The sequence below is a fragment of the Phycisphaera sp. genome, from assembly GCA_025916675.1.
GTDB lineage: Bacteria > Planctomycetota > Phycisphaerae > Phycisphaerales > UBA1924 > JAHCJI01.
Genome location: CP098402.1, coordinates 1,751,423 through 1,771,634, shown reverse-complemented (window position 1 = coordinate 1,771,634; position 20,212 = coordinate 1,751,423). Strand labels below are relative to the sequence as shown.

The following is a 20,212-nucleotide window of genomic DNA, read 5'->3' as shown; positions in this document are numbered from 1 at the left end:
ACTCACGACGCGAGGGCGGGCTCGTAGCGGTGGAGGTCGATCAGCCTGCACTCGCCCGGCGTGATCTCCTGGTCGGCATGGATGGTGGCCATCTGCCCCGTGCGCAGCGCGGGCCCGGGCAGATGCACGCCCGCGCTCGGTCCGTGCAGCAAGATTGAAACCACCGCCGTCACCGTGGGGTTGTGCCCGACGAGCAACACCGGCGCGCCATCCGCATGGCTCGCGATCGCGGCGATCGCCGCGCCGGCGGGGCATGTGGGGAGCAGGTCGTCGAGCGTGGTGATCGAGAGTCCCAACTCGTCGGCGATGGCTCGCGCTGTCTGCTGGGTGCGGACGGCCGGGCTCGCTAATAGCCGCCTCGGCTGCAGGCCCGGCTGTGTGCCGCTCAGCAGACCAGCAAGATATCGGGCCTGGAGCCGCCCCTCACGCGTGAGCGGACGGTCGACATCGAGCCCGGTCACGGACTGCGACTCTGCCTCGGCATGGCGACAGACCTGGACTTGCATGGCATGAACCCCTCACGGCCAGCCTCCTCGCAGACCTCTACCTCCATACCTTCGTCGAAATCTCGCCCGAACGCAATACCAAACTCTACCCAAATCGAAGATAAATTGTCGTTTCTATGCGGGAAGTCCGGTGCTGCTAGGGAAGTTTGGCCGCGAATGGGGTTGCATACGGCGCGGTTTTGTGGGAACATGGATAAGAGAGCGGCCACCGCCGCCAGGGGAGACGAGAAATGTTTGAGAACGGATTCGCACGAAAGCCGGCCTGTTCGGCTGCCGCTATCGGAATGCTGATCGCACGCGCCGGGTTCGCGGGCCCGGGTGTGGCCGAGCACGCGGTGCTGGTGGTCGACCCGAGCTCGCCCGAGGCGATGCGGGCGGCCAACGAGTACATCGCCGCGCGAGGTCTGCCCGAGACGGCGGTTCTGTATATGACGCCCGAAGCGGCGGACTTCACCGCCTTCCGTGACGACAACCTCGAAGCCCTGTTCGGCGAGATCGCCGCGCGCGGCATCGCGGACCGCGCCGATTATGTCATCGTCGCGCCGCCCTCGCAATACCGCATGGGTGCATCCACGACCGTCGCCGATGGATGCGCACCGGTCAACAACTTTGGCATCTCGAGCGGGTACACGATGGCGTTCTACGCCGATGAGGTTCTGGCAGGCGGCCTTGGCGTCACGAGACCGCAGCCGTTCGGCCGGCCCGCCGGCGAGCCCCGGGCGTTCGACAGCGAGATCGAGTACGCGGCGGGCAACCCCAGCACGTCGTCGCTGGCGCGCCAGTCGTACATCGGCGCGGTGCTGGGCTGGACTGGCGAGCGTGGCAACACCATCGACGAGGTGGTGGACATGATCGCCCGCTCGGTCGCCGCGGACGGCGCTTCCCCCGGCGGCTCGGGCGACACGTACTACTTCATGAACACGACCGATGCGGCCCGCAACGTGCGCCAGCCCCAGTATGCCGGGGTGATTGCCGCGCTCACCAGCAAGGGCACGAGCGCCGTGCAGCAGGACGGCGTGGTGCCCACCGGGGGCGTGACCGCCGCGGGCATCATGACCGGCGTGGCGAACCCGCCGATCGACGCTGGCGATTTTGGCTTCGGGCCCGCTGCCTTCGCCGACCACCTGACGAGCTTTGCCGGCCACTTCGGTACGGGAAGCCAGACGAAGATGAGCCGCTGGATCGCCAAGGGTGCGGTGGGCAGCTCGGGCACGGTCGAGGAACCTTGCAATTACACGGGCAAGTTCCCCCACGCGCGATTCCATTACTTCTACGACCAGGGTGCGACGATGGGCGAGGCCTACCTTCGCAGCATCGGGTTCGTGCCCTTCCAAGTGCAGTTCATCGGCGACCCGCTCGCGCGGCCGTTCACGTACATCCCCGACGTATCGATCGTGGGCCTTGGCTCGACGGTTTCCGGCGTCGAGAGTTTCAGTGTCATGGGCACGACGGCCAAGCCCGGCGCGAGCGTCGATCGCTTTGTGCTGATGGCCAACGGCGTGACCGTCGCTGAGACGGGCGCGACCGGGCAATTCCAGCTCGACACGACCCTGCTGCCCGACGGCGTGAACGAGGTCCGTGTCATCGGCTACGACGACACACTGCTCGAATCGCGCGGCAGCGCGACGACGATGGTGACCGTAGACAACCAGGGACGCCTCCCCAGCCTGACCCCGAGCGTGACCGCCGGTGAGCTTCGCACTCGAGTGACCTTCAACCTCAACGCCCCGACCGCGACCGAAGTGCGATTGGTTCGCGCCGGTGCGGTGCTGGCGGCGATCAATAGTTCAGCGGGTGGCGTGGACCTCTTTGGAACCAACCTCGGCGAAGGCCCGAGCACCGTGTGGGCGGAGGCGACGTACGCGGATGGGCGTGTGGCCCGTTCCGACCGCCACACGATTACGATCAGCGAGGGCACACCCGGCGCAGCTGTCGCGCCATCGGCGCACGATTACACGCGCGTGATCGAGCAGGGGCAGAGCGTGCTCGTCTCGTTGCCCGCCACGGTTCGGGATGACCCGGCCAGCGTGTCGTACGAGATCATCGGCGCGCCCTCGGGCGATGCCGACCTGCTCTGGCACGACGGCAGGGCGTTCGCGCTGGTGAGCATGGATGGTGCCGCGACCGCCGGCGACACGTTGACGTTCCGGGTGACCGGAACCGCGGGGTCGGATACCGGCGTGGTCACGCTCGCCCTGCCGGCGACCACGGGGTGCCGGGCCGACCTGGACGGCGATGGCTCGCTGACGATCTTCGACTTCCTGGCGTTCCAGAACGCGTTCGATGCGGGTGATCCCGTTGCGGACTTCGATGGCGATGGCTCGCTGACGATCTTCGACTTCCTGGCGTTCCAGAACGAGTTTGATGCGGGATGCTGATCGGCGTTCGTTTGCGCAATCGTGGCCGATAGCGCGCTAAACGCAAAAAATTGCCGGTCGGGGTGGCGTGGAGTGCAACGCGACCGCTCGCAAGTGCTTTAGGGTCTCTTGCGGAGCCACCAAAACACGCGGCCTCGTCACCGATCCCGGTGATCGTGGGAGCCGCCCCGAGAAGGAGATACACAGATGCAAAGCACGACAGCGAAGATGTTGCGGGCCCCGGTCCTACTGGCCGCGGCCGGCCTGATCGCGAGCACCAGCCAAGCCCAGGTCGATGTTCGGACCGAGGTCTTCTTAACTGGCCTCGACCAGCCGACGGCGCTCGTCCACGCCCCAGGCGACCACGGGCGTGTGTTCGTGACCGAGAAGCGCGGCCGCATCCGCGTGGTGCGCGACGGGCAGTTGCTGCCCACGCCGTTCCTCGATATCGATGGGCTGATCTCTAGCTTCGGCGAGCGCGGATTGCTGGGCATCGCGATGAGCCCCGAGTTCGACAGTGACGGCTGGGTCTTCGTGCATTACTCGAACAACGCGGGTGATACCGTGATCGCCCGCTACACCGTGTCGGATACGAACCCCGACATGGCCGATCCTGACAGCGGGGTCATCATCCTGACGCAGGACCAGCCGTTCAGCAATCACAACGGTGGTTGGATTGATTTCGGGCCCAACGATGATCACCTCTATATCGCGCTCGGCGATGGCGGCAGCGGGGGCGATCCCCAGGGCAATGGCCAGCGCCTGACGACCCTGCTCGGCAAGACCCTCCGCATCGACGTGCTGGGCCCGCCCGACCCGGGCATGCAATATGCCATCCCCGCGGACAACCCCTTCGTAGGCACCGGCAACAGGGAAGAGATCTGGGCCTACGGCCTGCGGAATCACTATCGTAACGACTTCGATCCGGCCAATGGTGATATGTACATCGCCGACGTGGGCCAGGGCGCACGCGAAGAGGTCAACTACCAACCCGGTGATAGCGCCGGTGGCGAGAACTACGGCTGGAAGTGCCGCGAGGGTGATCTGTGCTTCTCGACATCTCTGCCCTGTCCGTCGAGTTGCGATCCCTCGCCGTTTGTCGAACCAGTGATGATCTACGACCACTCGGTGTTGGGTGGTTGTTCCATTACCGGGGGACAGGTGTACCGCGGCTGCCAGATCGACGAACTCGCGGGAACATATTTCTACGCCGACTACTGCTCCAACCGGGTGTGGTCGATTCGCATGGTCGATGGCGACGTGACCGAGTTCACCGAGCGAACGTCGCAGTTTGGCGGCTTGAGCAGCATCATCAGCTTTGGTCGTGATGCGTATGGCGAGTTGTACGTCCTCAGCCAGGGCGGCACGATCCGCAAGGTCATGCCGGTGGACCCCATCGATGACTGCGATGGCGATCTGGTGTCGGACGCCTGCGAGATCGCGGTGGGTGCCGAAGCCGACGTGAACGGCGATGGCATTCCCGACAGTTGCCAGTGCCTGGCCGATCTCGACGGGGACGGGGAGCTGACCTTGTTCGACTTCCTCGAGTTCCAGAACTTATTCGATGCTGGCGATCCGGCCGCCGACTTCGACGGCGATGGTTCGCTCACCTTGTTCGATTTCCTGGCATTCCAGAACGCGTTCGTCGCCGGCTGCCCGTAAGCCGCCTTACGTCGATTGGAGTTGGCCGCTGGCTTGGTTGAGCACTTCGGCAGCGATCTGCTCGGGGTTGTAGCCGGCGGGCATGTGTACGAGAGGGACCGAGGCTTGTCTTGCAAAGTCTCGGGCCCTGTCGGCGTGCTCGTGCCCGGTGAGCTTGATGATGATGACGACAAGTCGAGTGCTCGGGCCGGAGATGGGTGCACGCATCGGCTCGGCCGACCCGTGTTCGGTAAGCTGGGGCCATTCCACGCCGTCGAGTTCGAACGCGTCGATCATGCGTTCGATGGCGTCGCGCCGCGGCTCTCCACCGATGACGACGATCCGCCCGCCGCCGAAGAGCTTACGAACTTGGAGCACGTCGTCGCTCCAGGTGCGACCCTGGGGCGTGTCTTCGTCGGTCGGCTTCTTTTGAGGCTTCGAGTCTGCCGCGTTCTGGGCTGCGGCGGCGACCAGTCGGTCGTGAGCCTCGACGCCAGCGGGGAAGGCTTCCGGCAGGGCGATGGCCGCGAGTTCCCGGATCATGCCATCGATCCCTTGCGGATCGAGCGCGATGAGGGCGCCGATCGCCTCGTTTACCTTCTGGCAATCGTGATCGGGCGGCTCTTCATCGTAGGGGGAGTCGGCTGCGTCCCGGATCTTTTGGGCGTGGTAGAGCGCCTTCTTCAGCAGGCGTTCGGCCCTCTCTCGGCGGGCCCGTTGATCTTTTAACCGCGAGAGCATCTCACGCGCGAGTTCTCGCGCCGCGGGTGCATCAACCTCTGGATCGGCGGGATCGCTGAGTTGCATGTGGTTTCGCACGTGGTAGCGGTGCTCGGCCGTCACGAGCTTCAACCATTGGTGCACCTCGTTCTGGTCGATGTCGGGTTGGGTGAGCCAGGTGTGCTCCAGGGACACTCGCAGAGCGCTGCTCGTCGTCGAGAGCAGTTGCAACGCCTCACGCACGGCATCTTCGTCGGGCCAGTAGTCGATGGGCTCGATCGCGTGGCACAAATCGGCCGTATCGGCTACAGCTTCGTAACACCGAGCGATCAATTCAAGCTGCTCATCGCTTGTGGGTAGCCCCTTGCGGAAGAACATCCAGAGGAAGCAATCTGGGATCGTCTTGGCTTGAGCGATGAGGTCGTTCATCACCTGGCGAGACTCGAACTCCTCAGGTGTGTCACGCTCCTGGTTCTGACGCAAGATCTGGTGCCTGCACGACGTCGCCTTGACCCGGCATCGGGTCGAGATGCGTTCGAGATCGATCGATCGGGCTCGGGCCGTGCGCTCGAGGTAGTCTTCTTCTTCGTCGTGGCGGAACGGTCCGACCATCGCCGCCTCGCGCGCAGCCCCGATGGTGTGCGATGGACCGGTAACGGGGATGTCGACGCGGGCGTTGCCGATCTGCAGCGGCACGATCGCACTCGGACCAACGATCGCGGGAGGAGCCGGGCCAGAAGGAGCCTGCGGCGCGGGTGCTTCCGGGGGAGATTCTTCGGCCCGCTCCAACTGCTCGAGTCGCTGGAGTGTCAGCGTGGCCAGGTGCCTGGCAAGATCGCGAAGCGCAGGAGACGCCTCCAGTTGCTCGTCGAGGAAACGCTGGATCAACTCCGCTAACGAATCAGATTTTGGCTGGCTCACGCTTGACGATAGGTTCAGAATGGCCGCTTGGTCGGATTTATGACCATGCCATCTCGGCCACAGATGAGAAGATCGGCAACCTCGATAGCTTCGGCAAAAGAAGACTTCGCTTGTTCGACATCCGCGGAATCGTCGAGCACCCGGCCAGCGGCTAGGTGTTCCCCGTCAGGAATGGCATCAGAACAAATCAGAAGTGTGTGGCTTGGCGCGGCTACCAGAAGCCCGGAGAGGCCGGGAGTCGTGCCGGGGAGCGGGAACAGGTCCACCCGCTCGGCCAGCCGGTCCGGAGCCGCCTTGCAATTGCGTAGTTGTGCCACCCGCTCGCGTAGATCGTCCAGTGGGTTTGGACCATCGTGGTCGATGTCGCCGTTCGGGCCCAGATCCCCGCTTTGCATGGCCCGGCGGAGCATCTCGCCCAGCAGCATGCCGACAGCCTCGCGCTCGGCCTCGTGGATCCACCATCGGGCGTGATCGAACAGTCGTAGCCCCCGAGTCATATCGGGCTTGAAGCACGTCAAAAAGACATCGGTGATGGCTGTGGGGCGGATGCCCGCCCGCTCGTGCAGCCGGGCAGCCAGGGCGACTTCGGGCAGGCCCGGGTCGACCAGGATCCGCTTGTCGCCCGCGCTGATGAGCACCGTGGTCGCGTGGCCCGTCCGGACGGGCGAGGTCTCGTGCCAGAGCGGGTTGGCCGGAAGGGTGCCGAGGCTGATGATGCGCAGGTCCATGTGCCGCGAGGGTATGGCTCTAGCGTGCTTCGAGGCGGCTGAAGGTCACCGTGACGGTTCCTTCGCTGATCGGCGAGTCGTGGTCCATGCGACGGATCAGCAACGTGGCCTGATCGAGCCACACGGTTGCGGGGCCCTGCCCGACCAGTTCGAGTTCGAGCATGATGGTGGGCCGGCCGTTCACGCTGGTGACGCCCACGATGCGGGCGGTGTCGAAGTCGTTCGCTGGGCCCCAGTTCTCGCCCGCAAGGATGCGCGGCACGTTGGTCGTGAACCGGGTCATGATGTTCTGGAACGGGACGATCGCGGCTTCCAGCGTGGGAGCCTGGCCATAGGTGCCAGATCGCACGGTCTCGAAGCGTTGGCCCGCCTTGCGTACCTCGAAGTTGGGGAGCTGCGAGCCTGCCGAGCCGTTGACGATGAATTCGAACGCGCCATCACGCTCATAGATCGTGCGAAAACCGTACTCGTGGCGTCGGCTTGGCCGCACGATGATGATGGACCCTTCGTCGAGGTAGTGCTCTGCCTCGCCATAGGCCATGGCCGAGCGAACCAGCAATTCGATCGCGTCCATCGAACCGGTGTACGGGGTCGAGCCGGTGCCACCGCCTCCAGGGCCGGTCCCGCCGGTTGGAGATTCCGCCGGGCTTTCTGGAGGAGTCGAGGGAGGGGCAGCCGGTGGCGCTGGGGGTGGCGCCATGATGGGAGGGGGTATGAAGTCCGAGCCGCCACTCGAGCACCCTCCGGCTATGGCAACAGCCGCGAGGCCCAGGACCCAGCCAGCGAAATGGGGATGCATGGAGAATCGGCGGTGCATTGGAGAGGCTATCGGTCGTTCGCAGTCCGGTCAGGTTCCCGCAGGTCGCGGGCCGACAGGGCCTGACGATACACGTGCTCGAGACCGGCGACCATGGCCGCCGCGCTGAACTCCCTGCCGGCGACCTCCCTGCCTGCCGCCGCCAGGGCCATTCGTTCATCGGGCTTTGCCGCAAGGTGCCGGACGGCTTCGCCCAGGGCCACCCTGTCGCCGGTGGGGATGAGCCAGCCGGTCCGTTTATGACGGCAGATCTCGGGCGTGCCGTCGCAGTCGTACGCCACCGGGCACACGCCGGCGAGGAGTGCCTGGGTCACCGTGCGGGGCAACCCCTCCCGATAACTCGGGTGGGCCAGCACGTCCATGGCGCGAAGCATGGCTGGGACATCCGCCGGCGGGACCAGTCCTGAGAACACCACACGCCCGGCAAGCCCCATTGATTCGATGCGCTGCTCCAGACGCTGTCGCAGGTATCCATCGCCCACCCACAACAACCTCCAGTGGTTGTTGGTCTTCAGGTCTTCACCCAACGCGTCGAGCAGATCGTCGTGCCCCTTGTCCTCGGCCAGTCGTGCGACCGTGCCCACGACGAGCTCGTGCGGCTCGATGCCCAACCGCTCGCGCACCTCGTCACGGGTCGGGTGGCTGGCGAGATACGGCTCGATATCAACCCCGCTGCGCACCGTGGTGTATAACGCCGGTCGACCAATCCCCCGCTCGAGAAACTGCCGCGTCATCGAGTCCGCCACGCTCACGATCGCGTCGCACCGCCTCGCCGCAATCCGCTCGGCCACGGTGTAGATCGCGTTCGATACGGCCTTGCCCGGAAGGAACGGCGGCCCGTGGATCGTGTGGACCACCGCCGGCTTGCACTTGGCCTTCCATGCCGCCAGCCGGCCCAGTATGCCCGCTTTGGATGAGTGCGTATGAACAACGTCGGGCTTGATCGAATCGATCAGGCCCTTGAGTTCGCGGTACGCCCGCACGTCAGCGACCGGCCGAACCGGCCTGATCATGTGCGGCACCTCATGTGTTTCAATGCCGCCTAACGCCCTCACCCGATCCAGCATCGACCCCTCGGGCCCATAAATCGGCCCATACGCCAGATGCACCTCGTGCCCGAGCCCAGCCTGTCCCTCGCACGACAGGATCGTGTTCTCCTGGCTGCCGCCGAGGATGAGGCGTGTGGAGATGTGGAGGATGCGGGTCATGATGGCTCGTCCGAGCCGCGTGCGTGAGCACGCGGACCAACGCCCGATGATTCCTGACCATCCGTTCGCCCCAGCCCAACCGAACCGCGACCATAAGTTCGCGGACCCTCTTGGAACTCCAAGACATACTCACACGCCCGCGCCACCGAGTCGGTGTCCCACAGATATCGCGTGCTCCCATGCCGGGTCCAAGGCTGCTGGCCCGGATCGATGGCCTCGCCCGCTCGCAGAGCCCGCGTTGCCCAGGCTTTCATCTGTTGCATTACCCGCTCGGGTGTGTATCCGGGGCTCTCGACAACGACATGCACGTGATTCGATCGAACATTGACAGCGAGCAGTCTCCAGTCGCGATGCTCACAGAGCGATCCGATGGCAAGACGAACCTCTGTTCTCGCGTTCGCGTCGAGCAGAAGAGGTTCATGCTGGCTGGCTGTTCGCAACGCCGTTTCTCGCGGCGCATTTTCGGCAAGGTATGGGTGGCCCGGCAGATTGTGTTCACGATCCACGGATCCTCGCCGATCACCGGCAAGCCAGCTTCCTCGGGTCGTCCAGGTCAAGAAGTAGGCGATAGGTTCGGCCATGGTTCTCGTGCGTTGGTCCGCGTGCTCACGCACGCGGCTCGGTTCAGGACGGTTCAGAAACCCAATCTCGACGCGATCGCCGTGCCGACGTACGCGTTGCTCGCCGGATCGACGCTGAAGTCGCCCCGGTCATGCACGAGTTCTTCGCGCTTATCCAGGTCCTTCACCTGCACCTTGTCGGCCCCATGCAGCACGACCGCGAACCGCGCGTGCTGCTTTTCGGCGTCGGTCAGCAGCTTCTTCAGGTTCCGCGTCGTCTTGTACGTCCGCCGCGCGTGCATCGGTCGCGCGGCGTACCGATCCGCCGCCCACGGCTTGCCCTCAAATCCCTCACGCTCCACACCCCGCCGCAAGTTCGCCAGCAACGGCTCCACCAGCGCGTCCTCGTCCTCCGACCCCGCCACCACGAACGCCTCGGGCCGCAGGCTTGCGCCCGGCCGGCTCAGGGCATCCAAGAGTTCCGCCCCCCCGGGCATCAACCCCTTGTCATCCAGCAACAACCCCAGCACGACATCGCCCATGCCAAACCCGACCGCCGGCGTGGGCGGCCCGCCGAACAGCTCGATCAGGTTGTCATACCGCCCACCCCCCGCGATCGCCCGCTCGCCCTCGGCGATGACCTCGAACACGGTGCCGGTGTAGTAGGCGAGGCCGCGGGCAATGCTCATATCAGTGTAATGTCTGATTACCGAACCTCGGTCGTTCAATCGCTCGCAGAACTCCATTACGTCAACAGCAATGTGGCCGGCATCACCAGCTTCGTAGACTTTATCAAGGAGTTCTAAATCTTGTCGCTGTGACGAATCAGCGTGTTCCCCGAGTTGTCCGAGGATCCACTCCAATCGACTCAAGTCGAGCCCAATTGCCCCAGCCATGGCATCTGCCGCTTCAACTGAGAGTTTTGGGAGTGAGTCAACAAGTTGAATGGCCACGTTCATTGCCTCACTGGAAACACCCGACATCCGAAGCGATTGCTCCAAGGCGTACCGATGACTGACATGAACGTCAAGAACTGGAGAACGCAAACCCATGTGCCCAAGACACATGGTCATGACTGAAATGGTTTCAGCATCGTTGGCCCAGAACTCGTCCGTCTGGGGTTCTCCCCCCAACACATCCACATTCCACTGCAAAAACTCCCGCAACCTTCCCCGCTGCGGCTTCTCCGCCCGGAAGTACGGCCCGATGCTGAACCACTTCGTCGGGCTGGGCAGGCTGGCGGCCCTGGCGGCGTACATCCGGGCCAGGGTGGGGGTGAACTCGGGCCGCATCGCGTAGTTGTCCTCGCCCCCCTCGCGGCGGAAGCGGAAGAGCTCACTCACGATGCCCTCGCCGCTCTTGCGGGTGTAGAGGTCGAGCATCTCAAAGGTCGGGCCGTTGATCTCCTCGAAGCCGTGGCGGATGGCCGTGTCCCGCCAGAGGCGTGTGATGTATTGCTGCCGGGCCATTTGGTCCGGATAAAGATCGCGCGTACCCTTCGGGGACGGGACCGGGCTCGAGTTGGGCTTGGTCATCGTGAGGGGCTTCCTGAGGCTACAGGCAGGGGCCAGGCGTACCCGGGGGTCCGGGTCCAGCCGCTTGTGATTCAGCATAGTGCAAAGGACAGGAGAAATAGCAATGCGTGCGATTCAGACTCTTGCGTTGGCTTCGATCGTTGGTACCGGTGCGATGCTTGGCGGCTGCGCCGCCACCGGCCTTACCGAAGAGGCGTATGCCATCACCAAGGCCGAGTGCCAGGCCACCATCACCCACCTCTCGAAGACCGAGCCCGAGTTTGACGGCTTGGTCCAGAGCAGCCACGCGTGGGCCGTCTTCCCCGGCGAGTTCAACGGCCTGTGGTCGCTGATCGGCGCGGGCGGCAGCGATGGCCTGGTGTACGACAAGGCCGGTGAGGTTCTCGGCTACAGCCGCCACGCCCGGATCAACATCGGGCTTGGCTACTGGGGCGAGTATGCCGACTTCGTGATCTTCTTCCCCGACGAGGCCTCCCTTGAGAGCTTCCAGAGCGGCGGCTGGTCGCTCGGCGGCGAGGTTGCCGCCGGTATCTTGGGCCTGGGTGCCAGCGGCATGGCCTCGTTCACCGAGAACACGACCTTCGTGAGCGACCCCCGCGCCTCGGGTGGCATTGGTGCGTTCTTCACGATCGACAACTTCAGCTACAACGACATCGACACCGCGTTGGACAGCAACTGATCGGTTCTCGATCGGAGTACTTGTCAAACACCAAACGCCCCGGCTCGCGAGAGCCGGGGCGTTCTTGTTCCCCATCGAGAGAGGGGGCCAGGTCGCAAGCACGAATCTGACCCCCGGGGAGGATTTTGTATACTGGCGGCTTGTTCGAGTGGCACGCCGTCGGCAACTTGTACCCAGCCGATCGGTCGGGGTTGCAGGTACTACTGGCATCCGTATTTGGGCCATGCCAGGGCCTGCCCGCGGCTACCATGCGGCCCGAACCGGCCCCTGCCACAGCACGGCTGCTGGGCCTGCCCAAAGCCCCTTCACGGAAGACCCGCCGCCCATGCCCAGCATCACCATCAACGGCAGCACCGTCGACTTCGAGCCCGGGCAGACCATCCTCCAGGTGGCCAACGCCCACGATGTCGAGATCCCCTTCTATTGCTATCACGACGCCCTGAGCCGGCCGGCCCAATGCCGCATCTGCCTGGGCGAGATCTGGGCCCCCAACCCCCGCAACGAGAACAAGCTCGAGCCGCAGGCCGGCGGCAAGCTCCAGCCCACCTGCACCACGCAGGCCGGCGACGGCATGGTCGTCTACACCGATAGCCCCAAGGCGGTCGCCAACCAGAAGGCCGTCATGGAGTACCTGCTCATCAACCACCCGCTGGATTGCCCGGTGTGCGACCAGAGCGGTGAGTGCTTCCTGCAAGACTACAGCTACGAGTACGGCCGCGGCGTGTCGAGATTCCAGGAGCAGAAGGTCAAGCAGGCCAAGAAGGACCTGGGCCCGCACGTCTGGCTCTACGCCGACCGCTGCATTATGTGTACCCGCTGCGTGCGGTTCGACAAGGAGATCGCCGGCGCGGGCGAGCTGATGATCGGCGGTCGCGGCAATCGCAGCGAGATCGACGTCTTCCCCGGCAAGGCCCTGGACAACGAACTCTCCGGCAACGTCGTCGACCTGTGCCCCGTGGGCGCGCTGCTCGACAAGGACTTCCTCTTCGCCCAGCGCGTGTGGTTCCTCAAGAAGACTTCCAGCATCGACGGCATCACCGCCAGCGGCGACAACATCTCCATCGAGCACAACGAGGGCAAGGTCTACCGCGTCAAGCCGCGCGAGAACCAGAAGGTCAACAAGTTCTGGATCACCGACGAGGTCCGCTACGGCTGGAAGTTCATCCACCGCAGCGACCGGCTGACCGAGCCCAAGTCGCGCCGCTACGGCGCATTGGTCGAGGCAGAGTGGCCCCGCGCGTATCGTGCCGCCCTCGACGGCATCCAGGCCGCGACCGACAAGGGCGGCAAGCTCGCCATCCTGGTCAGCCCCATGCTGCCCTGCGAGGAGGCCTACACCTTAGCTACCCTGGCCAAGAGCCTCGACGACAACGCCATCTTCGCCGTCGGCCCCGTGCCCACCAAGGGCGAAGACAAGGCCTTCCCGCCCACCAAGAGCGTCGATGACGACGACGCCTTCGTCATGGTCGCCGAGAAGGCCCCCAACGCCCGCGGCGTGCGTCGTGTACTCAAGGCCGTTTGCGGCAGCGATCCCGTCGAGTTCCACGATTTTCTGGACGCGATCAAGAACGCCGGCGCGCTCATCCTGACCGGCAATTACCCCAGCGACTGGGCACCCGCCGAGCTGGCCGACGCCGCGAGCGATCGCTTTACCGTGCTCATCGACACCCTGCCCACCCGCTTGGTCGACGCCAGCGACGTGGTGCTGCCCGGCGCGACCTGGGCCGAGAAGGCCGGCACGTTCGAGAACCACCGCGGCCTGCTCCAAGCCTTCGACGCCGCCATCCCGCCCATGGCCCGCACCGAGGGCCAGATCGCCCACGACCTGCTGGCCGCGAGCGGCGTCGACGGCTACATCGCCGCCAAGCCCGAGTCGAACTTCCGCCGCCCCGACGTGGCCGTGGTCGACGACGGGCCGGGCCAGGTGCCCCAGGCCACCGAGGTCGAGCTGCCCCGCGGCCTGCTCTTCACCGCCGCCTACGTGCGCACCCAGATGGCCGAAGCGGGATTGCCGGAATTTGCGAGCGACGTATCGTTGCCGCCCAAGGCTGCCAACAAGGGTGGGGATATGCGCGTCGTCGAGCTCTAACTCTCCACATCTTCGACCAACAAAAAAAGCCGCGCTCAAAGGCGCGGCTCTTCGTGTCTCTAGAGCGTCGCTCAGCTCTCGTCGGCCTTGCCCAGCTTCCACTCCTCGATCTCGATGGGCGCCTGCCGACCAAAGATTGTCACCAGCACGCGGACAAGGCCCTTGTCGGGCAGCAACTCGTCGACGCTTCCCTCGTAGCCCTCGAACGGGCCCTCCTTGATCGTCACGTGCTCGCCCTTTACGAAGTTCATGCGAACCTCGGGCTCTTCCTCGGGGGCGCGGCTGCTGAGCTGGATCTTCTCGATCTCGTGCAACTCCAGCGGCGTCGGCCGCGGCGTGCCCACGAAGTCGCCCACGCCTGTGGTCTCCTTGATCAGGAAGAACACGTCCTGGGGGATGCGGCCGTCGTCCTCGAGCTTCATCTCGACGAACACGTAGCCGGGGTAGAGCTTGGTCTCGCTGATCTTCACCTTGCCGTTCTTGAACGTGCGGCTCTTTTCGGTGGGCACCAGGATGCGGCCGACGAACTCGGTCTTGTGCTCGATCTGGACCTTGCGGAGCAGCGTGTCGCGGACCGAGCTCTCCTTGTTGGAAGCAACCCGAAGTGCGAACCAGCTCATGCCCGGCTGGACGATGGGCTCATCGCTTTCCGTACCAGCCTTCTCGGCCTCGGCAGGCTGCTCCGGAGCGGGGGGCGAGGCCTCGGGCGTGCTGTCGGCCGTCGCTTCGGGCTTGGCCTCGACCGAGGACGCCTCCGCCGCCGCCTCGGCGGGCACGGGCGTGGTGGGGGCGTCGGCTTCGGTTGCGGGGGGGGTGCTCGCGTCGGCCTGGGTCGTCTGCTCGCCTTCGATCATCGCGCTTTGCTCCAAAATTAGAACACGCAAAAAAAAGACAGCGGCCGCAGACACGCTGCACAGCGGTCCACGGCCGATCCGAGGAATCGTATCCCAAAAGAGCCGGCAGTCCAGCCCCTCAGGGCGATGGCCACGGCACGGGGTGCCGGTCGTGCTTAGATGTCGATCACGTGGATGGCCCGAAAGAACGCGGCGAAGACGGTGTCGAACCCGAACAGGTAGAGGCCCAGCAGCGCCGACGCCCCGATCACCACCCAGGTGGAATTCAGGATGTCCTTGCGCGTCGACCAGTTGACCTTCTTCATCTCGCCGTCGGTGGCGATCAGGAAGTCCACCGACGCCTTCTTCATCGCCACGAAGTACACGATGACGACCGCCCCGAGCAACACCGCCAGCACGACCATGCCACCCTGGACGTAGATCCGCTCGACAATCGGCAGCCCGCGCACGCCGCCGGAAATCGAGGCGACCTGCCCGCTCTGGGCTCGCAGGGCTCCGACCTGCGACCGGATCGTGCCCTCCTCGAGCTGGGGGTCCACCATCGTGATCGTGCCGCCATCACTGCCGGTTGCGACGGTTTCCACGGTGGCGCTGCCCACGACGGGCCGCTCGCCGATGGTCGCCTCACCCAGAAGCTCGACCTGCTGGCCCGGATCGAAGTCGACGACGCTGCCGTAGGTGGTGATCCAGGCCCGGTCGGGCAGCGGGATGAGCAGGGCCTGCCCATACAGCCACACCGCCGCGGCCAGCACCAGCACGCCCGCGAACACCGCCGTCATCACCCGGGTCCAGTACCCCTGCCCGGGCTTGTAGATCGCAACTGCCATCTTTTCTCCGAATCCGCCCCACAAACCGGGGCCACATACCTGCGAACACGCCAGGAGGGACTCGAACCCCCAACCTGCGGATTTGGAATCCGCTGCTCTACCAATTGAGCCACTGGCGTCCGGGATATCACCCTGGCGGCAGCCAAACTCCCGCCGGGCCTACATGATTGGCGCACTCCTATCGACAAGAAAGCCCGCGCACGCCCGTTCTGCACCCCAACCGCCCGGCTTGCGGCCGGTTAGAGTACCTCGATGACCCAACCGCCCACAGCCGAGCCCGCCTCCAACCTCGCCAAATCTGGGGATGTCCCCAATCCCTACGCCGGCCGGCCGACCGTTGCCGAGCTCAAGGGCGTGCAGAAGGTCTATTACAAGCCCGATGGCTCGGTGATGGTCAAGGCCCTCCGAGGCGTCGACATCACCGTCCACCAGGGCGAGTACGTCGCCATCATGGGGGCCTCCGGCTCGGGCAAGAGCACGCTGATGAACATCCTGGGCTGCCTCGACCAGCCCACCGAGGGCCAGTACCTCCTGGCCGGCAAGGACATCAACGAAATGGACGACGAGGGGCTCAGCCAGTTCCGAGGCCGCACTATCGGCTTTGTCTTCCAGGCCTTCAACCTCATCCCCCAGCTCACCGTCGAGGACAACGTGGCCGTCCCCCTCTTCTACCAGGGCGTCGAGGCCAGCGAACGCCGCGAGCGGGCGATCGAGAAGCTGGGCCTGGTCGGCTTGGGCGACCGCCTGGGCCACCGCCCGAGAGAACTCTCCGGCGGCCAGCAACAACGCGTCGCCATCGCCCGCTCCCTCGTCGCCGAGCCGAGAGTGCTCATGGCCGACGAGCCCACAGGCAACCTCGACTCGAGCACCGGCGAGGAAATCCTCACCCTCTTCGAGAAGCTGCACAGCGAGGGCATGAGCATCCTCATGGTCACCCACGACGACTCGGTCGCCGACCGCTGCGAGCGGATCATCCGCCTGAAGGACGGCGTGGTGGAGTGGGACCGGCGGCTTCGGACGCGGGCGGCGGGCATAGTCGACTAGGTCCGAGCGGGTGCCGCTCCGTGACGGGACTTCAGTATCTTGGAGATGCTGGCACCGTTCGCCAGACCCGGGTCGACATACGGGCGATGCGCGACGGAGTGCAACCAGATTGGCTCAGCAGCGCTGGGCGTCGCGGGAAGCGGGTTGATGCCGTCGGGGAAGGGTTCTGGCCGCTTCGCAGCCAGTGTGGCGAGCATCTCGGGCCCGATCCGATCGTGTAGCTTCTTTGAGTGCCATGTATGGCTCAGGCCGGCGCCAGACCGAACCGTTCGCAGGCAGAGTTCCACCTGGTCTTCGTCGTGGGCGCAGGCGGAAACGTGCCAACCCTTGTCGCATGTATGGTACATCGTGTTCATGAACGCTCGGGTAGCGTCATCCTGCTCGACCTGAAGAGCGCGCCGTAGAGCAGGGAGTGTGCTCCTGGCTTCGCAACCGCTCACACACCGCGCCGCCATGAACCGCACTCTGCTGGATCGATCCGCGAGCGCGCTCGTAATCAAGGCCGCGTTCAATCCGGCTGGCAGCCTGGTACTGAGGGATCCCAGCGCCGATCGTCGAGCGTACCAGATGCGACACCGAGAACGCCAGACGATGGACTGCTGCGCGATATTGAACTGTGCGGCCAGGAAGTTGAGCATGTCCGTCCCCGGGTCGCTCACATACGTCCTTCTCGAAGCCGCACACCAAAGGACGGCCGCAAGTGCCCGAGGCGTCGCATGGTCTTCGATCACCATCTGGTACGTCGCGGCGTACGCCTCAACGACCGGTGGAGTCAGTTCCGGATCGTCGTCGTGACGCCATCTGGGCTTCACGCGCTCGTCCTGCGACACCGGCCTCAACCCATCCACCCGCTCCCCAAACGCCGCGACCGCCCCGGCAAACGCCCGGCTTGTCGCTGCGTCAGGCATCCAAGATTGATCGTTCACTGATTCGACCATGGCCGATGCTACCAACTCGGCACCGTGATGTTCCGCATACCTGTCCGCTACGCCCGTCGGCTGGTTACGGAGCCCCTCGATCTCAGGGATACACTCCAGACCCCATGCTGCTCACCCTTCGCATCCTGCTCGCGGTGCTCGCCTCGGCCTTGTGCGTGTGCACGCTGATGCCGCTCATCCGGACCACCCAGTGGTGGGTTCGGGGCTTCGACTTCCCGCGGGTCCAGATCGTCGTGATTATGGTCGTGGTGCTGCTTGCCCAGGTCGGTCTGGGCGTTCTCGCGTACCGCCAGAGCGGTGGTCCTGCGCCGTCGCTCGCGAGCCTGGTCTCGCGAGCCATCATCCCCACGCTGCTGGTCATCGCCCTGGGGTGGCAGGTCTTCCGCATCTTTCCCTACACACCGCTCGCGCCGGTCCAGATGGAACGTTCACGCGATCCATCGAACGAGGAGTCCATCCGCCTGCTTATCTTCAACGTGCGCTACGACAGCCGCGAGAGCCTCGCCTTGCTGCGATTGATCGACGAGAAACGGCCCGACGTCGTGCTGCTGGCCGAGCCCACGCACTGGTGGAAAGACCAACTCGAAGCGCTCCAAGACGAGTACCCCCACACGGTCCTCCAGCCGCAAGAGAACCACTACGGCATGCTCTTGTACTCCCGGCTGGAACTCATCAACCCACGGGTCCGGTTCCTCGTCGAGGATGAGGTGCCATCGATTGATACCGAGATCCGCCTGCGCTCGGGCGAGACCCTCTCATTCCGGGGGCTGCACCCCAAGCCCCCGGGCCTGAAGCGACCGAGCGAGACCGAGCGAGAAGACAGCGGCCAGCGCGACGCCGAGCTGATCACCGTCGCCAAGGAGATCAAGCAAGCCCGCGATGCTGGGCGCGACACGCCCACCATCGTCGCGGGCGACTTCAACGACGTGGCCTGGTCGCACACCACCAGGCTCTTCCGGCGCGTCAGCGGGCTGCTCGATCCACGCATCGGCCGCGGGCTGTACAACTCGTTTAGCGCCGAGAGCCGCGTGTACCGCTTCCCGATCGACCACGTCTTCGCGTCCGAGCACTTCCGGCTGATGGGCATGGAGGTGCTCCCGGGCATCGGTTCCGACCACCACCCGGTGATCGTGACGCTGTCCCTCGAGCCCTCCGCCCCGGCCACGCAAGCCAAGCCCGATCCGCAAGGCGACGACCTCGAAGAGGCCGAAGAGACGATCGAGAATGGCAAGGAGGAAGCCCGTCAGGGGTCGTAGCAGCTACCCTTTGCATCATGCCTGCCCGCTTCTGGGTCCATTGCTTGCCCCTCGCTCTTGCGTCCCTCACCATTCCCGCCGCGTTCGGCTTCTACTTCTACGGCTCCTTCCGTGCCTGGACCTTCATGCCCGAGCCCCGGGGCGTGCCAAGCGCGATCCTCGTGCTCGCGATTGTGCCGGGCATCTTCGCCGGGCTGTGGCTGTGGTGCATTGTGGAACTCTGCCGAGCCAGCCATGCCTCGCTGCTCCGCCGACGCGCTCGTCGTGGTCGCTGCTGGCGATGCAACTACTCCCAACAGGGCGTCACCGCGGCCCGCTGCTGCGAGTGCGGCGAACATCCGTCGGCCCCTCCCGCCTACCGCCCAATCTCGGCACACACGATCGCGATGGTTGGTGGCTTGGCACTGGTCGCCATAATGCCCGGTGCCCTGCTTGCCGAATGGCACATCACCGCCGAGGACCAACGCTTCATCGCCCACGTCCAATCCATGAACGGCCAGCACAACGCCTACCGCGATCGGGCTTGGCCCTACCAGGGCTTCGGCCTCGTCTACCTGCCCGGCCACGGCTTTTCCATCAACGACTGAGCCCGACCCCAAGGGCGACGACATGGAGTAGGCCTAGCAGACGATCGAGGAGGGCACGCAGAAGGTGCGGGAGGAAGAGCGGCGAGAGGGCGAGCCCGCTCCGTCCGAGCCGCGAGCGTAAGCTCGCGGACCCCTGCCGTTGCACGCGAAGGTCCCGCAAAGATCGAAGGCGTGCGTTGCGCGCGGGCACGGGGGCAAGATGGCAGCCGCACACGAGACGACGTACGAGGGCTGGATCGAGTACGCCTTCACCAGGGGCTACGCCGAATTCATGCACCCCCAAGCCGGGCCCCGAGGAGCGAATCCGTACCTGGAGCCCGAGCCCGCCACCGTCGCCCGGTACATGCACCGCTTCTGCGGCGAGCCGCCGGAGCTTGAAACGATGTTCAGCGATGACCAGATCGGCGATGGCGTCTGGTTTCTCTTCGGCGTGGGCTCGGGCTCGTGGGAGGACATCCGCTTTAGTGGAATCGATCCGGCCATGCAGGCCCGATGCGTCGCGTCGGTGGCCAACCTGTACACGCGGTGCTTCGACCGCTTGTGCTGCGGGCATGGCACCGATCCCGACCAGAACTTCGTGGACGACCTGCACCTCGATGGCGCGGTCTACATGATCTGGGACATGGACCAGCTCCAGTACCTGGTGCATCCGATCGGCGAGTTGCCCCACCTGGCCGAGCCGGGCCTGAAGGTGCTCGAGACGATCCTGCACACCTGCCGCACCTCGACCTGCCTGCACAGCGCCCTGCACGGCCTTGGCCACCTGCACGGCGAGTTGACACCCCGCATCCGGACGATCATCGATGGTTTCCTCCATGCCCGGACGCCGCCGCCCCACTTGGTCGAGTACGCCCGGGCCGCGCGGAGCGGCCGCGTGCTCTAAGACGACGAATCCTCGGGTTCGCCCCCCTTCTCGGACCACCGCCCGAACGGCTCGGGAGCGGT

General features: G+C 65.2%; 17 protein-coding genes and 1 tRNA gene. 8 read left to right on the top strand and 10 right to left on the bottom strand.

Features of this window, described 5'->3' with window-relative positions:
• Positions 1-2 precede the first annotated feature (2 nt).
• Positions 3-506 carry a histidine phosphatase family protein gene (locus tag NCW75_07640; protein ID UYV14154.1) on the bottom strand — a complete coding sequence of 168 codons (504 nt, stop codon included), beginning with the start codon at positions 504-506 and terminating at the stop codon, positions 3-5.
• A gap of 284 nt (positions 507-790) precedes the next feature.
• Between NCW75_07640 and NCW75_07635 the strand changes: the two genes are divergently transcribed.
• Entirely contained in the window at positions 791-2,884 is a 2,094-nt protein-coding gene (locus tag NCW75_07635) for a hypothetical protein (GenBank protein ID UYV14153.1), read from the top strand.
• A 186-nt stretch (positions 2,885-3,070) separates the two neighbouring features.
• A complete protein-coding gene (locus tag NCW75_07630) occupies positions 3,071-4,525 on the top strand; it encodes a PQQ-dependent sugar dehydrogenase (protein UYV14152.1) in 1,455 nt (484 codons plus the stop codon).
• 6 nt (positions 4,526-4,531) lie between these two features.
• Here NCW75_07630 and NCW75_07625 read toward each other — a convergent pair whose 3' ends face one another.
• The 5 genes from NCW75_07625 to NCW75_07605 all read right to left on the bottom strand — a co-directional run bounded on the left by NCW75_07625 (position 4,532) and on the right by NCW75_07605 (position 10,927).
• On the bottom strand, positions 4,532-6,145 hold the full coding sequence (locus NCW75_07625; GenBank protein ID UYV14151.1) for a hypothetical protein: 1,614 nt from the start codon (positions 6,143-6,145) through the stop codon (positions 4,532-4,534).
• A gap of 14 nt (positions 6,146-6,159) precedes the next feature.
• Entirely contained in the window at positions 6,160-6,873 is a 714-nt protein-coding gene (locus tag NCW75_07620) for an MBL fold metallo-hydrolase (protein ID UYV14150.1), read from the bottom strand.
• Positions 6,874-6,892: 19 nt separating this feature from the next.
• Positions 6,893-7,447: a hypothetical protein gene (locus NCW75_07615; GenBank protein UYV14149.1), complete on the bottom strand. Its 555-nt coding sequence runs from the start codon at positions 7,445-7,447 to the stop codon at positions 6,893-6,895.
• A gap of 251 nt (positions 7,448-7,698) precedes the next feature.
• On the bottom strand, positions 7,699-8,898 hold the full coding sequence (locus NCW75_07610) for a glycosyltransferase family 4 protein (protein ID UYV14148.1): 1,200 nt from the start codon (positions 8,896-8,898) through the stop codon (positions 7,699-7,701).
• Between the two features lie 634 nt (positions 8,899-9,532).
• Positions 9,533-10,927 carry an ATP phosphoribosyltransferase regulatory subunit gene (locus tag NCW75_07605; protein UYV14147.1) on the bottom strand — a complete coding sequence of 465 codons (1,395 nt, stop codon included), beginning with the start codon at positions 10,925-10,927 and terminating at the stop codon, positions 9,533-9,535.
• A gap of 169 nt (positions 10,928-11,096) precedes the next feature.
• On the opposite strand from NCW75_07605, the gene NCW75_07600 reads away from it, so the two are divergent.
• Together NCW75_07600 and NCW75_07595 are read left to right on the top strand one after the other, a co-directional pair.
• Complete coding sequence (locus NCW75_07600) at positions 11,097-11,672, top strand: hypothetical protein (GenBank protein UYV14146.1); 576 nt, start codon at positions 11,097-11,099, stop codon at positions 11,670-11,672.
• 325 nt (positions 11,673-11,997) lie between these two features.
• The gene (locus NCW75_07595) at positions 11,998-13,761 is read left to right on the top strand and encodes a molybdopterin-dependent oxidoreductase (protein ID UYV14145.1); all 1,764 of its coding nucleotides are present in this window, start codon (positions 11,998-12,000) and stop codon (positions 13,759-13,761) included.
• Positions 13,762-13,832: 71 nt separating this feature from the next.
• Here the strand turns inward: NCW75_07595 and nusG are convergent, their stop codons facing one another.
• The 3 genes from nusG to NCW75_07580 all read right to left on the bottom strand — a co-directional run bounded on the left by nusG (position 13,833) and on the right by NCW75_07580 (position 15,561).
• Complete coding sequence (gene nusG, locus NCW75_07590; protein UYV14144.1) at positions 13,833-14,615, bottom strand: transcription termination/antitermination protein NusG; 783 nt, start codon at positions 14,613-14,615, stop codon at positions 13,833-13,835.
• A gap of 155 nt (positions 14,616-14,770) precedes the next feature.
• Positions 14,771-15,442, bottom strand: a complete 672-nt coding sequence (secE, locus tag NCW75_07585; protein UYV14143.1) for a preprotein translocase subunit SecE — start codon at positions 15,440-15,442, stop codon at positions 14,771-14,773.
• A gap of 46 nt (positions 15,443-15,488) precedes the next feature.
• Positions 15,489-15,561: transfer RNA gene (locus NCW75_07580), tRNA-Trp, on the bottom strand.
• 133 nt (positions 15,562-15,694) lie between these two features.
• On the opposite strand from NCW75_07580, the gene NCW75_07575 reads away from it, so the two are divergent.
• Complete coding sequence (locus NCW75_07575; GenBank protein UYV14142.1) at positions 15,695-16,486, top strand: ABC transporter ATP-binding protein; 792 nt, start codon at positions 15,695-15,697, stop codon at positions 16,484-16,486.
• Here NCW75_07575 and NCW75_07570 read toward each other — a convergent pair.
• Complete coding sequence (locus tag NCW75_07570) at positions 16,483-17,394, bottom strand: HEAT repeat domain-containing protein (GenBank protein UYV14141.1); 912 nt, start codon at positions 17,392-17,394, stop codon at positions 16,483-16,485. The two genes, NCW75_07575 and NCW75_07570, sit on opposite strands and share 4 nt — an antisense overlap.
• Positions 17,395-17,528: 134 nt before the next feature.
• On the opposite strand from NCW75_07570, the gene NCW75_07565 reads away from it, so the two are divergent.
• The 3 genes from NCW75_07565 (at position 17,529) to NCW75_07555 (ending at position 20,150) form a co-directional block, all read left to right on the top strand.
• A complete protein-coding gene (locus NCW75_07565; protein ID UYV14140.1) occupies positions 17,529-18,680 on the top strand; it encodes an endonuclease/exonuclease/phosphatase family protein in 1,152 nt (383 codons plus the stop codon).
• Positions 18,681-18,697: 17 nt separating this feature from the next.
• Positions 18,698-19,267 (top strand): hypothetical protein, encoded by a 570-nt coding sequence (locus tag NCW75_07560; GenBank protein ID UYV14139.1) that lies wholly within the window; start codon positions 18,698-18,700, stop codon positions 19,265-19,267.
• A 199-nt stretch (positions 19,268-19,466) separates the two neighbouring features.
• Positions 19,467-20,150 (top strand): hypothetical protein, encoded by a 684-nt coding sequence (locus NCW75_07555; protein UYV14138.1) that lies wholly within the window; start codon positions 19,467-19,469, stop codon positions 20,148-20,150.
• Positions 20,151-20,212: the final 62 nt, after the last annotated feature.